Consider the following 12,892-nt stretch of genomic DNA (forward strand, 5'->3'; position numbering starts at 1 on the left):
CTCCACCTAAATAGCGATGCTATTTAGATGGAGCTTAAAATCAGCCCCGTCAGAGAAACAGTCTAACGGTTTTGATTTTTTAACCACTGAACCATTCGGTGTCCAGTAGCTCGGCTGAAAGACGCAGCCACTACGAATTAGACCTTCAATGAAGTCATCATTCGATGCTTTTCTTAATATGTTCAAGGAGCCATTCACGTCAGCGTGGATGGTTTTACCTGTTGATGAGCGATATAAGCCACGCTTAACCCGTTTTCCGCCAAAGATGTGTGAAGCTCCTTTTTTATATGCAGGAAGCTTGTCACAAGCTAAGGAGTCCGCTTTAGAGGTGTAACTTTCCTCGCGCTCTCGAACTAGGATGCCGTAGGCTTCGAGCTTATATTTAAGCTGACCAATTAGCTGGAAATGAGGTATAGAAACGAACTTCTGATTATTTACTTTGCCGATGTTGACCGCCTGTTTCCAGTTTTTATTTTTACCGATAATGACCTCGCCAACATCGTGTTTTAAACAAAGCTGGAGAATGTAATTTGAGCACTTGTGGAAGTAATCTCTTATCTGGTTGTAGCGTTTTATCGAAAGCTTATTAATCTTGCGTTTCTTGCTCTGACTCATGAGTTTAGCTTTCTGTTTATTGAAATATTGATTAATACTCTTGATTGGCTTGCCGTTGATCAAGACAGGCTTAAAATTGGCTTGATTGCTTGTTACTGCCATCAGAACATTAATGCCAATATCAATAGCTAACTTATTATCAGGGTTGAGTTTTACATTTTGTTTAAAGTGATTTTTGGATTGGGTTTCGTCATAAACGATTTCAATCCAAAAACAACTCCCGTGAGGGACAATGCGAATTTCCTTGAAAATATCACAGCTTGAATTAGCCTTTTTATCTTCTGCAAATCGGCTAATGACAGGGGAAATATTCATTTTCTTTGGCAAAAGAATATGTGATTCTTTTACTGAAATCGGCTTTGCAGGTAAAAGAAAAGTCTTTAATTGACCCTGTTTTTTATACTTCGGTATTTGTGGTTTTTCAGTGTATTTTTCTGGATGTGCTTTCCAATCATTTAAGGCTTTCCAGAAATTATCAAAGTCACCACTCAGCTTTTTAATCACTGCTTGAGAACCAGCATTAGGCAATGAATCGTAAAGCGACTTATGGTGAATTTTCATTAGCTGGTCGAGATTAGAAAATGAAAGAAATTCAGAGCGAAAGAAAGCCTGACGCTTGTAGTACAACGCCTGATTAAAGACTTGCTTGCTTAATCGTGCGATTTTCTTGCAAGAAGAATAATCATCATGATTAGGCTTTATTAACACTCTTTCTGATCTCATCTGACTAATTTAACTCATGTTTTACCGTGTTTCAAATTTTATCTTATTACGAAAATATCCTATCCATCTCCACCTAAATCACTTCATGACTTAGATAGAGTCTTTCGGACAGGAAGGATAAAAATATCGCCCCTTGCGAGCGATATTTATCTTTGTGTGCATTTTGTTTCATATTAGCTCACAGAGACTAGTCGGCTTGCTGTTTCTTTATGGATTAAGTTAAGTTTATCCACCGTTTCGATCATACTCATCTCGTTAAGAGAGTTGGAGATGTCATTTAAATACTTGTACAAAAGCTGCGTATTAAATGTTTGAAACGCGATTTGGATAAGTTGCCTAATACCATATTCTTTATCATTAACATCATTGCTGCTAGTAAAATTATTATCTAGGTAAGAATGTGTCAAAACGTTTTGTAGCTCCTGAGCGATATTGCGCCATTGCTTATCAGTCAATTGAACGCTACTCAAGATGCTCTTCACTTCCGTTGGTAGCTTCTTATCGTGGAGAGCGCTACGTTGCTCCTTGGTGATTTCAATGCTTGAGTAATCAGCGTTGTACGCAATTAATGGTCTGAAACCTTCATCCTGCATGATTTCGTGCTGGGACATGCTGGACTCAGCAAGAGCCATTTTTCTATCGCAAATGTACTTTGTGAGTTTTGAGCTAATGAATTCATCCACACCACCAGCAAAGTATGGGATGCTTTTCATCAAAGAAACGTAGTAATCAATTACAACATTGCAATCGGCTTGATTTAAAAACATTCCACCGTTTACCAAAATGTCTTTAACGCGGTCAATAATGTGGTTAAAAGATTTGGTTTCATTTTTTGTTAAAACCTGCAAGGTTTTCAAATCACGCTGATACGTCTTTTGAGCGTTCTTGATTTTTTCATCATCGCCAGTGTTAAGTGTGCTACTACTTGTCACAAAAGCAGATAAGGGAAGTAAATCGCTAGTTTCTGCAAGTACCGTATTTTTGAACCACTCTTCACTGTAGTCATTTGTTAAAATTGTATCAGTCGCTTTAATCTTAAAAATAACAGAGTCAAACTTATTGCGGAATTCTTGGGCTTTTTTGGCTGATTCAAATTCACAAGCAACATAGTTAATTACACCCTTGTATGAAAGTGGAATTTTGTTTGTGATTTGGATAAACGTGCTTGAGAAATATTCTACAGCCACAGGGTTTGAAAAAGCATAGATCAAATATGCCTTTTCAGATTGCTCAAAGTAAGACTTTAAGTTTGATTGTTCATCAATGCTTAATAGTGTTTCAGATAGAATATTTGTTGCTTGTGACATGGCTTAATCCCTTATAAATCCCGCCCGAAGGCGGGGCTTACCTTAATTATCTGTTTTGAATAAATTCGTATCGAGCTACGGTTTTACCTCTGTGCTCACCAACGCTTACCGTGTGCTTTTCACGCTCTGTTCTTGGGTATTCTGAATAGGTTTTTGTCTTTCTGTGAACACCGCCAATGAATAGCTCTGTACCGTCTACCAGATGAGCGATTACTGTCCATTTGAAATCAATCTTGTTTACAAACTCGTCAGCTTCAGATTTAGCAGCATCTAGATCGCAATCAATGTTATCTAGCAGGTATGACTCAAAACGTTTGAATTTGCTATTATGGTTTTCATCTAAACCTAAAACAAAGTGCGTAAATTCATGTGCCATCACTGCTTTAAGCTTATTAACGAAGCGTGTTTGTAGGAAAAGAGGGTGAACGCTTACATAGATATCACCATTGCCATCAACATGTGCTTTAGCGAAAGCAGATTGATATGTTCCCACTCGTACCGCGCTGTTTACTTGATACTTCCAGCTTTTGGTCGGAATGGCTTTAGAACATTGTTCAAGAATTTCATCGTGGATTTTCTGGATTTCGTCTAAAGTTAGATTGTTCATGGCTTGCTCCTTAATCTCTATGTTTCTAATTATACAGACATTAATGTTAAAGTCAATAATTTAATAGTTAAAAAAGGATATTTAAGCGCAATTATTACTGCGGTAAAGCTCTTTTGTATCGTGGTTATCCAAAATGCAATCACAGAAATCGCAATGCAAACGCCCCTCTAATTCGGACTCGTTACAAGAAAGAGCGAGGAAGATTGATATCTGCAAACTTGTTTGCTTCTTAGCTCACTTTATGAGAACTGTTGTCTTTTGAAGATTTATTCATTGAATCTTACATTGTGATAATCATGGAAAATTGATGTTTATAGACCCCTCCCTAAGGAGGGGATGAACAATGGTTTACATCTCTGTCATACCATATGAGTCCACAAAGTAGTAAGTGTCACCGTACTTAATGATGTCTCCTACACTCATGCTGGTATGGAATAAGCCTTGCGCTTTAATGAAAGGTGCTGCTTCACCTTCTGGGCTATATGATTCACCCTGAAATGAGCAAAACAGATCTTCTACTGCAATTTGCGTTTGGATTTCACAGAACAGTCCGTAGTGTGTTTTTAGCAATTCTTCGGTGTCAGGTAATGAGTGGTGCTTTTTCACAAAGTCCAAACCCATGCCTAAATCTAAGCCTAAATTATCTCTATTTTTACGGTAATAGATTTTTACTTTCTCTCCACCTTTAGTGATGAGTCTTTGGATTCCTGGTAGGTCAGTGATTGATTCGAACTTGTGCATGGCGCTATTCCTCTTTAAGTTTTATTCAATTATACACAAGCAAGAACCAAAGTCAATATTTAATTATTTAATATTTATTTGACCACGCAACCAACTTATATATAATAAAGAACAAGAAAACTTCTAATCGATAAATTAGGTGATGAAATGTCAGGTTCGGAATATTACTCGAAATGTCCAAATTGTGGTAAGCCAGCGCTTTCTAAATATGATTCTTCTGGTTACGGTTTTCGTTTTGATGCCTGTCCTCACTGTATGTTTTTGTACTATACAGATGGTGCAAATTGCCCTACTACTCTGCGAGTTGACGTTTGGAATGCGATTTTGAGCGCAAACGAGTTAACGCTAAAGACAGCAAGAGAACAGTTATCTGTCATTCCGAATGATCGATTAGATAGTACAGTGTTTTCGTATAGTACAACCAGCGAAAGCGAGATGAATGCTTTGACAAAGCTTGGTGGTGAAAAGCTGTTTGAGTTCAGTAGAAAAGCCTATCTGTACAATTACAATCACTCCAAGCCATCAGTAAGATTTTTTGAGCGACAAGCTAGAAAAGAAGCTTGTTGCAATTTGAATGATTGTATTCCATTCTAATTTTTCAAGATGATATAAGGGCGTGAAAGTGGATATTTTTGATAAGGCTCTTACAGAGAGTAAGCTGCTTGTAAAAGACGATGTTTACTATGAGGTGCGTCTCCAAGATGGTCACGCATGTATTTTTCCTGTTGGTGGCGGTATTGTTACTCGTGTATGTAACTTGAAAGTGCGTGAAGGGTTCCAGATTGCGGACAGCGGCATCCCTAAAACGTACAAGAAAGGCTTTTTTACTATTGATAACGATCCGAACCTCACCTTTGAAGGTTACGCAATTCCTGGCGACCTATGGAACGGATTCGAAAAGCCAGTGTTCGAGATTCAAGTTGCCTGCAATATCGCGGAGGCTGTAAATAAAGAGTTAGGAGACTACTACCATTGTGTTCGTGACAATGAGAATAAGTGCTTTACTCTAAAAGAGCTGGAAAATGACTACACCCATGAGATGAATGACTTCGAGATTGAAGTCGATGGCAAGAAACTTGTCGTGGTCAGCTTTATGACGAGTAACTGGTGTTGGGAAGAGGTGTAGTTCCCTTTCATTGTGTCCAAAATTACGGTGCGAGACTGGTTTTTGCACCGCTTTTTTATTTATTTAAATATTGACCGATAATGCAATCAATGTATAATCGAACAATAAATAAATTAAAGGACACCGCCAAAATGAATAACGAAATTCAATTCTCGCTATGTGATGAAACTATCTATGTTTGTGTGAGTGAGACTGACACAAATGAATCTCTAGCGACAAAGATTATTGAGAAACTAAAAGATGGTATTGTTTTTCATGACTGTGAAGTCTTCAATATCCATCGACTCGGCAATGTTTTAGATGGTTCGCTTGTGATGAAAAAAGAAGTCATGCGACTCGTTAAGCTTGCAGAGAACACAGCAAAAGGTCAGATGAAACGCGCTGAAATCAACGGAGAGGCGTTTGATTTGAATAAGGCGTACCTAGATAATCTAGATGAGTTCCTGGGGAGATTATGTGCAGAATCTCATTCCAAGTTTCAATATTATGAAGCTAAATCCCAAGAAATTTTAAATCGTCTATGCTCGAAAATCTTTGAAGCTTGTGATGATGCCGATATCGATTTCTGTCTTGATATTGATGACGACATTGAGGATATCCTTAATCCATTACTATCAGAACTACTGGAGCAATCCGACAAAACGACTCCAAAAGACTTGTTTGCGCATTACGGTTCGCGATTCGAGTTGCAGTTCAATCCGTTCTTTGATTTGGATTCCGTTAGTGCTGAAGATGAAACGTTTTCTTTGAAGTATAAGAGTAATGTTTCAAGCGATCTTGATACAGCGATGAGCGACAAGCCACTAGCGTACTTAATGGCACTTGCTAACATCAAAATCGAAGATTTTGTTAATCAGGCTGATCGCGACCTGACTGAGGAAGAAAAAGAATACCTTCTTAACATTTCGGAGTATTCGCTTAACCAAGGAAGCGAACAACTTATCAATACCAAAGGGATGATTGAACTGCTAAGAAATGCTGGATATGGTGGTTTACCAATTTGGTTTGGCTATATGGATGCTTACCAGTTTATCTTCCGTGATTTGACAAAGCCATGCCGTATCCAACGCGGTGCGATTGCGCTTTTTGATGCCGTTTGGGGATCTGGTCATGACCACAATATCAAATCTATGGTGGTGCCTGAGATTAACGGTTGGAAAGCATGTTTTGGCAAAGATGATAGCTACATGGATAAATTCGGATGTGCCGCTTATTTCTATCGTTCGGAACTAGATACAGTTTCTGACCTTAGTCAGCTCGCAGCCTAACAAATAAAGGGAATTCAGATGCAATGCTAGCCTTTGGATTCCATCATTAAATTTTAATGGATATACGCATTATGAAATTGAATATGATTGTTAATGATGAGCAAGATAATACTTTTGTAGTGATTCAAAATGACAATATCGAGAATAGTCTGTTGAAAGGTGATAATACAGTATCAACTAATAACGATGCTCTTAAAAAGCTTCGTCTTTTGAACTGTAACCGTAACCTTGTAGCCTCAACAAATATCGACGTATCCACTATCGATTCGAGTCGTTTTGAAAACCTGGAGTCTTTAGAGATTGCGATGAGTGAGTTGGCTGTAAGCCAGCTATCTCACAAGCTTAAACAGCTCGGGGAAAATCAAGACAGCATTAAAGGTTTTGTAGACAAATTTGAAATGTGCCATCGAGGTACGGTTCCAACAATTTGTGTTGTAAATCGATACGTAGATGTGACGGTATTAAGTATCTCTGACAATAATCCAGAGGAATGTCATGTCACTCGCTTTTTCAAAATTGGCGCTACTTGGGAGCATAGCTTCGAAGTGCAATCAAAATCAATGCATGTCGCTTACCCTGCAATGATCCAGGCTCAACTTTAAGGATTTACTACGATGAGTTTTACAACAATTTGGGGAAACCCTGAAGGCGAGCATATTCTTCTAGAGTCAAAATCTGATCTGGTGACTCTTTTGAATAAGATTGGCATTACGGATTTTGAAGATGTTGAGCATTTGGGGATTAAAGCTTTAACGCGACAAATGACTGAGCAGGAATTGCTCGATCAAGGTGTTGAATTTGACCCTGAATATCCTGAAGATACCGAGTTGTACTTAGCAAATCGGATCGAAGAAGAAGTGTATATCGCACCTATTTTTGATGTGAATCCGCTATTCGAAGAACACCAATTAGCGCTAAAGCCAATTGCTAAATTCGGATTAAAGCCATACCTTTTGACTGAAGATAATATTGAAATTGATAATGAGCTGTATCAGTTCCCTTGTGTGGTATACGCTAATATTTTCACCGATAGTGACCGATGTGGCACTGTAGAAGCCAAAATCTGGCACGTAACTCCGCTACAATCAATGAAAAAAGTGGCTTCTCTTCAAGAGTACGAAGACAGCAATAGTGAAATTTGGAAAGCGCGACTTGAAGAAAATTTGAAATTTGCTAAAGAGAAGGCTGATTACTTCGCAGCAAAAAACCAAAATTAATCTATCCCATGTATCACACAAGCCCGTCAATGACGGGCTTGTTTCTTTTTTGTTGCATATAATTTATAATTTACTAAATAAATAACAACAAAGAATATTATGAAAAGTGACATATATCTTGGAGATCACCGCAAGGGTGAAATCGAAATAGAAAAAGAAAATCCTGTATTTTCCAATAGATTCATGACCTTGTATGATGATTTCGTCATATTCCCCAATGGTCAAAAAGGAACGTACATTCGCGAGTCGTGGAACGCTCCCTACGGTGTTATGGTGGTGCCAATCAATGAGGATGGCAAACTCATGCTTGTGAGGAATTTTAGGCATCATACAAGGCGCTGGGGATGGGAAATTGTGAAAGGTTTTGGTGTTGAAGGTCTATCCCCTATTGAGTGCGTGAATAAAGAGCTGGAAGAAGAAATCGGCTTGATTGCCGAAGATATCCAAATCATTAAAGAGTTTCCAGATAACGGTCTAATTACTAGCCTATTCGTTGCAAAATCACTCAAAGATGGTGTTGAATGTAGGGAATATGGGGAGGCGATTTCGGATGTTAAATCATTTACAAAAAAGGAATGCCTTGAATTGATGTCGCACGATGATTGTCATGATATATTGACCTTATTCTCTTTATCCTTGTTCGTTTCAGGTCAGCTTGATTGATCACAGCTTAGCTTTAAGCCTAACTCATTCATAACGACTAGCAAGGTTTTAAGACACGGATTTCCCTTCCTGCTTAATGTTCGATACAGGGTTTCTCTAGAAAGCCCTGTTTTGTCAGCAAGGTGACTCATCCCCTTCTTTCTGGCGATCTTGCCTACTTGGTAAGCTAGTTCTTGATGCTCACACCTCTCAATCGCTTGGTTTATCTTCTCGATTGTATCTTTCATCTGCTTTCTTTTTTCTTATTGAAATTTCGACAATCCTACCTGTTTATCGGTTTGTTAGCAATCCAGGACGCGGTTTGAAATTTAATAATTTATTCAAAAAACACTTTACCAACTAACTTATATATGTATAATTAAAAACATCAAAGTACAAATTGAATAAATAAAGAATAAAGGTGTCCACCATGAAAATGCACGTTCTACGTTCTCGCACTTCTCAACATGTAGCTTATTACTCACACCGTCTTGAGAAAGGTATTGCTGATACATTGCGAAATCGTGGTCAGGTAATGCGAAAGGCAATGTTTTGGAACTTTGCCGTTGATATTCCATACCCTGAAGCGTTGCTTGTTGGTCACTGCTTTACCCGTACAAGTAAAAACTTGCCACAAACTCAAGAACACACAATTTACCAAGCTGAAAATGGTGAGTTTGTTGCTTACTTCATGTCATTTGAAGAAGCTCGACAAGGCGTGAAAGAGAGTCCTAAGCTGGACTGCGCTCGAATCACTGAAGTTGTTGTAATGGTTCCAGATATTGAGGCTCTTGCTCATGGTGTTCCAGTTAAGATTTCTGAAAAGCGTTGTCCGCGAGTTATCCAAGCCGATGCTGTAGATAATTTCTGGAAGTTTCATGGTGTCGATCATGAGCAATGGGAGCAAATTGACTTTCCTCAATACAAGCAGCGCGTTAAGGCTCGAATTGAAGAGCATAAAGCTAGCGGTGTGGTTGATCCTGAATTCAAGCGTAAGATTGAAGACCTAAAAGAAATGGTTGAAAATGCGCATAAAGGAAAAGGTATCGTTATTAATACGGTAAGCGATGCTCAGACAGCATAACCAGTTAGAACTGATGAATTATTTAGGGAAGGCTCTGCCTTCCCTTTTTTATTGACTTTAATAATTAAACACATATAATTATGAAAAAAGGAGCTAGAAATGCCTGTAAATAATGAAAGTATTCCGCTTTTAGAAGGTGATGTTTTTAGAACTGTTTCTGGACGAATTACCACTCCATTCCCTAGAACTAACTACAAGTCTGAAAAGCGCAATTCAAGAAACATTAATGAATGGTTAAAGACCAATGCCATTAATGAAGCTAAAGCGACCAACAATGAATACATGACGACTATTTTAAGTGGGTTGAATGTAGATAACTGGTCTCCTGCGGATTCTTCTCAAGTAAACCTGTTTTTGTTTAACGACTCAGAAGGTCGCATTGGAAATCTAAAAGTAGTTTAAAGGAATTTGACTATGCCATCAGCTTCAGAGCAGCTATACCTCAAGCATCATGAGGAATTCGAATCCTGGTTTGCGTCAATTCATCCAAATCATGATCTTACTTTCGAATGGGAGTTTGTTTGGGATTCGGGTTGGTACAAGGAAGAAATGGCACAGGGTGCTTGGATTGCTTGGATTGCACTAACTAATAAACAACCAGTTTAGTTGATACATTGAGGTGTCATAATGGATAAAGCATTGTTTGATGGGATTATCTTGTTTTCAAAAGATCAAGGTGTTTACCTTGGCTCATTCATTGGGTTGGGGTTCTGGTCTAATTTGGATCCTGTAGGTCAAGTCTCGGCAGTAACATTCAAAAATGAGTCTGAAGCTAAGAGCTTTGTAGAATCTTGGGATTGCGAACCACCAGCGGATTTGCAGTATTTAAGTGTAAAGACGGTTAGCGAGCATTCTGCAACGATCAAAGAGTGTGTGGAAGCAGGCGCTGACGCTTGGGTTCCAGACACAGAAGCGACAAAACATTAATCGACCTTCCTCACTTGTGAGGTTAAGTTACAAATTTAAAATATAGATAAACGGTGCAATAAATGAAAAACATCCCTTTGAATGTGGTTAATACAAAAATTGATTGGGAAGCCGAATTAGAGCTTCAAGATGGGCGTCCAGTTAAGGTCATTGACCAAAACAATGATGTCGCAAAAATTGAAGGGAATGGCTTTACGGTGATTGTGACAAAATCTACAGGTCTACCTACTACAGATATCATGAGTTGGGACTTATTCCCTGTTCGCAGTAAAGGGAATGTTGTACATGCATCGTTTGGGCGAGAAGTATGTCTTGAGGATGAGGTGAACGAAGAACATCTTCGCGCTCTGTTTTCAAATATGCTTGATGAGGAAAACTATGAGTCTGAGTATGAAAGCATGATTATGATCTCACACTTAGCGATGTCTCATTGTCACAACATGGTTGTTGAGATTCTGTTTGGTGATCACTGGAGTCAGATCAGAGATTACGAAGATTTGGATCTGCCAACTATTGAAGAGTGTTTGTCTCGTTCAACTAAGCCTATTTCTACAATGTTCCAGACGCATCCGTTCAAGACGTTTGGGCGACAATCTGTAGATCGATGGATCAGTCTGGTTTCGATTCCTCTACTAAATTTGGAAGATTGGGTGTGGGGGCAAGACTCAATTCAAGATATTGCAAATATCCATGCTCGTAGACTCATCGGGATTCTACGAACAAACAAAGACTTTTCGAAGATTTGTCAGATTATGAATGCTCTGAACGAAGGTGAAGATGTATCAGCAGAATTGCTAGAGGGTATGAACCTTTCAAGCTTTGAAATGAAAAAGTTTCTGTTAGAATTGCTAGAAGCAAATCAAAAAACAATTATTCAATAAATAAGGTTAGACCATGAAATTCATTATAGTTAATGAAGATTCAGTAATTAACATTGAATCAATCACCAGTATTAAGAAGTCACCAGGCATTACCAGTGATAAAAGCGCGGTTATTAACACTGTTGATGGTAAGTCTGAAAAGGTGCCTGGATTAAAGCCTAAAGAAATCCTAAAGGGTATAGCTTATCTTAAAGACTTTGATAGTTTTAGAAATGAAATGACATATGCAGAAATTACACCTGGAAAATTGCAGGTTTTTGCTATGGATGATTCTGTGCTTTCTACAAAAGAGCTTTAAGGTCATTGAATAATCACTGATTATTGTGATAATACCCTTATTGCATATCCAGTAAGGGTGTTTTTTTGTATGGAATATAAGGAAATGGAATGTTGGGACTACAACATCTAAACAAGAAGTTGATATTTTTTACTTTGTTGTTATCTATCGCTATTGAGATAGCAATTGTTGCATTTGATGGGAAAGGCAGATACTTTTCTATAGCTGTGTGGATCACTCTTTGCGCATATCACATATTCTTTGTGTGGAATGAAAAAGGAAATACTGATCACCTTTATGAGTGGGCGTTTCATTATCTTCTCATTGGGCTGCTAATAGTTCTAACTATTGGTGTTATTATATGGGCGATGACAGCCTTTAAGATCGTTGAATCAATCATGACAGGTGTGTTTGTTGTAGGCTTGATTTGTTTATTTGCGTTCTCTTCTGGGGGGTCTACTTCCAGTAGTAGCAGTAGTGGAAGTAGCAGTTCTAAGTCTAAGCGAGTTGAGGAAGAGCGCTGCTTCTATTGTAATAAAACTTATTACCCAACTGTGTTTTATACTGGATATTGTAGTACCGCGTGTGAACAAGCAGAAAAAGATGAGCGACATAATAGGTTCAGATCTTAGAAAATTGATAAAGAAAAAAGCCATTACTGAGTAATGGCTTTTTGTTGTTAAATGTATTGAACAAAATCTCTTTCATCCGTAGTGCCATCATGCTTATTGGCGTAAAACGTGACTTTTGTGTCAGAAAAATATAGAGGATCCATGAATCTCTTTTTGGTCTCATCTTTACTGTCACGAGTTTCACCATACTCTCTTAAGATGAAACCACAGTCTTCATAATTCCAATCTACTTCGCGAATCATCTCGTCATGGTGGCATCGAACCAAGTCACCTAAGTACAACTCTTTCCCATCTGAATCCTTGATTTGGGTATAAGGTAATAAAGAAACTGATTTTAACGATGTCTGTGCGGGACAACCAGAAAGTTGAACAGTTTTCTCTTTGAAATTTATGGCTAGTACATCATGAATCTGATTTGAGGCATTCTTGCCTTTAAGAATCACTGCCTTGTATTTTGCTTCAAGCATAAGCGCCCTATTTAACTGTATAAAACCTAATATTATTTATGGTTCTAGTTTAACCGATAGCAATACCCAAACAAATGCCTGTGGATAAATTAGAATTGGTTGATGAGTCTTTGAGCATTTCAAGCTCGTCAGGGTCAAGCCATACCCCTTTACATACAGGGCATCGGTCAATGATAATTTCAGACTCTTCCAAAACAACCTTTTCCATTTTTTGACCATCTGTTGGACATAAAACAACATCTTCACGACTCGTCAAGATTTCAATCTTGCATGTTCCACATGTTGGTTTTTTCTCAAAAGTCAGTTTTGTAGGTGTTTCGCATTTAAAGCAGGGCTGCTTCTTCTTAAAAAACATATATCCTCAAAAAAGAAAAGCCG

General features: G+C 38.2%; 20 protein-coding genes. 13 read left to right on the forward strand and 7 right to left on the reverse strand.

Features of this window, described 5'->3' with window-relative positions; translation table 11 throughout:
- Positions 1–6: 6 nt before the first annotated feature.
- The 4 genes from R7Q39_RS18770 to R7Q39_RS18785 all read right to left on the reverse strand — a co-directional run bounded on the left by R7Q39_RS18770 (position 7) and on the right by R7Q39_RS18785 (position 3,993).
- On the reverse strand, positions 7–1,338 hold the full coding sequence (locus R7Q39_RS18770) for a transposase (protein WP_318076563.1): 1,332 nt from the start codon (positions 1,336–1,338) through the stop codon (positions 7–9).
- A 173-nt stretch (positions 1,339–1,511) separates the two neighbouring features.
- Positions 1,512–2,645, reverse strand: a complete 1,134-nt coding sequence (locus R7Q39_RS18775) for a hypothetical protein (RefSeq protein WP_318076564.1) — start codon at positions 2,643–2,645, stop codon at positions 1,512–1,514.
- 46 nt (positions 2,646–2,691) lie between these two features.
- On the reverse strand, positions 2,692–3,252 hold the full coding sequence (locus R7Q39_RS18780; protein ID WP_318076565.1) for a hypothetical protein: 561 nt from the start codon (positions 3,250–3,252) through the stop codon (positions 2,692–2,694).
- A 348-nt stretch (positions 3,253–3,600) separates the two neighbouring features.
- The gene (locus R7Q39_RS18785; RefSeq protein ID WP_318076566.1) at positions 3,601–3,993 is read right to left on the reverse strand and encodes a hypothetical protein; all 393 of its coding nucleotides are present in this window, start codon (positions 3,991–3,993) and stop codon (positions 3,601–3,603) included.
- Positions 3,994–4,140: 147 nt separating this feature from the next.
- Here R7Q39_RS18785 and R7Q39_RS18790 point away from each other — a divergent pair, with 147 nt between their 5' ends.
- The 6 genes from R7Q39_RS18790 to R7Q39_RS18815 all read left to right on the forward strand — a co-directional run bounded on the left by R7Q39_RS18790 (position 4,141) and on the right by R7Q39_RS18815 (position 8,267).
- On the forward strand, positions 4,141–4,587 hold the full coding sequence (locus R7Q39_RS18790; RefSeq protein WP_021485990.1) for a hypothetical protein: 447 nt from the start codon (positions 4,141–4,143) through the stop codon (positions 4,585–4,587).
- A gap of 28 nt (positions 4,588–4,615) precedes the next feature.
- Positions 4,616–5,119 (forward strand): hypothetical protein, encoded by a 504-nt coding sequence (locus tag R7Q39_RS18795; RefSeq protein WP_318076567.1) that lies wholly within the window; start codon positions 4,616–4,618, stop codon positions 5,117–5,119.
- 131 nt (positions 5,120–5,250) lie between these two features.
- Complete coding sequence (locus tag R7Q39_RS18800) at positions 5,251–6,387, forward strand: hypothetical protein (RefSeq protein WP_318076568.1); 1,137 nt, start codon at positions 5,251–5,253, stop codon at positions 6,385–6,387.
- Positions 6,388–6,458: 71 nt separating this feature from the next.
- The gene (locus tag R7Q39_RS18805) at positions 6,459–6,989 is read left to right on the forward strand and encodes a hypothetical protein (RefSeq protein ID WP_318076569.1); all 531 of its coding nucleotides are present in this window, start codon (positions 6,459–6,461) and stop codon (positions 6,987–6,989) included.
- Between the two features lie 12 nt (positions 6,990–7,001).
- Positions 7,002–7,604 carry a hypothetical protein gene (locus R7Q39_RS18810; protein WP_318076570.1) on the forward strand — a complete coding sequence of 201 codons (603 nt, stop codon included), beginning with the start codon at positions 7,002–7,004 and terminating at the stop codon, positions 7,602–7,604.
- 99 nt (positions 7,605–7,703) lie between these two features.
- The gene (locus tag R7Q39_RS18815) at positions 7,704–8,267 is read left to right on the forward strand and encodes an NUDIX hydrolase (protein ID WP_053314169.1); all 564 of its coding nucleotides are present in this window, start codon (positions 7,704–7,706) and stop codon (positions 8,265–8,267) included.
- Here R7Q39_RS18815 and R7Q39_RS18820 read toward each other — a convergent pair.
- Positions 8,255–8,494 carry an addiction module antidote protein gene (locus tag R7Q39_RS18820; RefSeq protein ID WP_318076571.1) on the reverse strand — a complete coding sequence of 80 codons (240 nt, stop codon included), beginning with the start codon at positions 8,492–8,494 and terminating at the stop codon, positions 8,255–8,257. The genes R7Q39_RS18815 and R7Q39_RS18820 overlap by 13 nt on opposite strands.
- A 182-nt stretch (positions 8,495–8,676) precedes the next feature.
- Between R7Q39_RS18820 and R7Q39_RS18825 the strand changes: the two genes are divergently transcribed.
- The 7 genes from R7Q39_RS18825 to R7Q39_RS18855 all read left to right on the forward strand — a co-directional run bounded on the left by R7Q39_RS18825 (position 8,677) and on the right by R7Q39_RS18855 (position 12,047).
- Positions 8,677–9,330, forward strand: a complete 654-nt coding sequence (locus R7Q39_RS18825; protein WP_094131918.1) for a hypothetical protein — start codon at positions 8,677–8,679, stop codon at positions 9,328–9,330.
- 99 nt (positions 9,331–9,429) lie between these two features.
- Complete coding sequence (locus R7Q39_RS18830) at positions 9,430–9,732, forward strand: hypothetical protein (RefSeq protein ID WP_045592270.1); 303 nt, start codon at positions 9,430–9,432, stop codon at positions 9,730–9,732.
- Positions 9,733–9,744: 12 nt separating this feature from the next.
- Positions 9,745–9,936, forward strand: coding sequence for a hypothetical protein (locus R7Q39_RS18835; RefSeq protein ID WP_053314173.1), 192 nt, complete (start codon positions 9,745–9,747; stop codon positions 9,934–9,936).
- 21 nt (positions 9,937–9,957) lie between these two features.
- Positions 9,958–10,257: a hypothetical protein gene (locus tag R7Q39_RS18840; protein WP_021486150.1), complete on the forward strand. Its 300-nt coding sequence runs from the start codon at positions 9,958–9,960 to the stop codon at positions 10,255–10,257.
- Positions 10,258–10,319: 62 nt separating this feature from the next.
- Entirely contained in the window at positions 10,320–11,138 is an 819-nt protein-coding gene (locus R7Q39_RS18845; RefSeq protein WP_318076572.1) for a hypothetical protein, read from the forward strand.
- 13 nt (positions 11,139–11,151) lie between these two features.
- Positions 11,152–11,436 carry a hypothetical protein gene (locus R7Q39_RS18850; RefSeq protein ID WP_318076573.1) on the forward strand — a complete coding sequence of 95 codons (285 nt, stop codon included), beginning with the start codon at positions 11,152–11,154 and terminating at the stop codon, positions 11,434–11,436.
- A gap of 89 nt (positions 11,437–11,525) precedes the next feature.
- On the forward strand, positions 11,526–12,047 hold the full coding sequence (locus tag R7Q39_RS18855; protein ID WP_318076574.1) for a hypothetical protein: 522 nt from the start codon (positions 11,526–11,528) through the stop codon (positions 12,045–12,047).
- A 47-nt stretch (positions 12,048–12,094) separates the two neighbouring features.
- Here the strand turns inward: R7Q39_RS18855 and R7Q39_RS18860 are convergent, their stop codons facing one another.
- Positions 12,095–12,514, reverse strand: coding sequence for a YopX family protein (locus tag R7Q39_RS18860; protein WP_053314177.1), 420 nt, complete (start codon positions 12,512–12,514; stop codon positions 12,095–12,097).
- A gap of 49 nt (positions 12,515–12,563) precedes the next feature.
- Positions 12,564–12,869, reverse strand: a complete 306-nt coding sequence (locus tag R7Q39_RS18865; RefSeq protein ID WP_318076575.1) for a zf-TFIIB domain-containing protein — start codon at positions 12,867–12,869, stop codon at positions 12,564–12,566.
- Between the last annotated feature and the right edge of the window lie 23 nt (positions 12,870–12,892).

Source organism: Vibrio sp. 947, assembly GCF_033339115.1.
GTDB lineage: Bacteria > Pseudomonadota > Gammaproteobacteria > Enterobacterales > Vibrionaceae > Vibrio > Vibrio alginolyticus.

What these genes read in the sequence shown, in the direction of transcription:
- R7Q39_RS18770 (WP_318076563.1), bottom strand. Translation starts at nt 1,338, where the DNA reads ATGAGATCAGAAAGAGTGTTAATAAAGCCTAATCATGATGATTATTCT.
- R7Q39_RS18775 (WP_318076564.1), bottom strand. Translation starts at nt 2,645, where the DNA reads ATGTCACAAGCAACAAATATTCTATCTGAAACACTATTAAGCATTGAT.
- R7Q39_RS18780 (WP_318076565.1), bottom strand. Translation starts at nt 3,252, where the DNA reads ATGAACAATCTAACTTTAGACGAAATCCAGAAAATCCACGATGAAATT.
- R7Q39_RS18785 (WP_318076566.1), bottom strand. Translation starts at nt 3,993, where the DNA reads ATGCACAAGTTCGAATCAATCACTGACCTACCAGGAATCCAAAGACTC.
- R7Q39_RS18790 (WP_021485990.1), top strand. Translation starts at nt 4,141, where the DNA reads ATGTCAGGTTCGGAATATTACTCGAAATGTCCAAATTGTGGTAAGCCA.
- R7Q39_RS18800 (WP_318076568.1), top strand. Translation starts at nt 5,251, where the DNA reads ATGAATAACGAAATTCAATTCTCGCTATGTGATGAAACTATCTATGTT.
- R7Q39_RS18805 (WP_318076569.1), top strand. Translation starts at nt 6,459, where the DNA reads ATGAAATTGAATATGATTGTTAATGATGAGCAAGATAATACTTTTGTA.
- R7Q39_RS18810 (WP_318076570.1), top strand. Translation starts at nt 7,002, where the DNA reads ATGAGTTTTACAACAATTTGGGGAAACCCTGAAGGCGAGCATATTCTT.
- R7Q39_RS18815 (WP_053314169.1), top strand. Translation starts at nt 7,704, where the DNA reads ATGAAAAGTGACATATATCTTGGAGATCACCGCAAGGGTGAAATCGAA.
- R7Q39_RS18820 (WP_318076571.1), bottom strand. Translation starts at nt 8,494, where the DNA reads ATGAAAGATACAATCGAGAAGATAAACCAAGCGATTGAGAGGTGTGAG.
- R7Q39_RS18825 (WP_094131918.1), top strand. Translation starts at nt 8,677, where the DNA reads ATGAAAATGCACGTTCTACGTTCTCGCACTTCTCAACATGTAGCTTAT.
- R7Q39_RS18830 (WP_045592270.1), top strand. Translation starts at nt 9,430, where the DNA reads ATGCCTGTAAATAATGAAAGTATTCCGCTTTTAGAAGGTGATGTTTTT.
- R7Q39_RS18835 (WP_053314173.1), top strand. Translation starts at nt 9,745, where the DNA reads ATGCCATCAGCTTCAGAGCAGCTATACCTCAAGCATCATGAGGAATTC.
- R7Q39_RS18840 (WP_021486150.1), top strand. Translation starts at nt 9,958, where the DNA reads ATGGATAAAGCATTGTTTGATGGGATTATCTTGTTTTCAAAAGATCAA.
- R7Q39_RS18845 (WP_318076572.1), top strand. Translation starts at nt 10,320, where the DNA reads ATGAAAAACATCCCTTTGAATGTGGTTAATACAAAAATTGATTGGGAA.
- R7Q39_RS18850 (WP_318076573.1), top strand. Translation starts at nt 11,152, where the DNA reads ATGAAATTCATTATAGTTAATGAAGATTCAGTAATTAACATTGAATCA.
- R7Q39_RS18855 (WP_318076574.1), top strand. Translation starts at nt 11,526, where the DNA reads ATGTTGGGACTACAACATCTAAACAAGAAGTTGATATTTTTTACTTTG.
- R7Q39_RS18860 (WP_053314177.1), bottom strand. Translation starts at nt 12,514, where the DNA reads ATGCTTGAAGCAAAATACAAGGCAGTGATTCTTAAAGGCAAGAATGCC.
- R7Q39_RS18865 (WP_318076575.1), bottom strand. Translation starts at nt 12,869, where the DNA reads ATGTTTTTTAAGAAGAAGCAGCCCTGCTTTAAATGCGAAACACCTACA.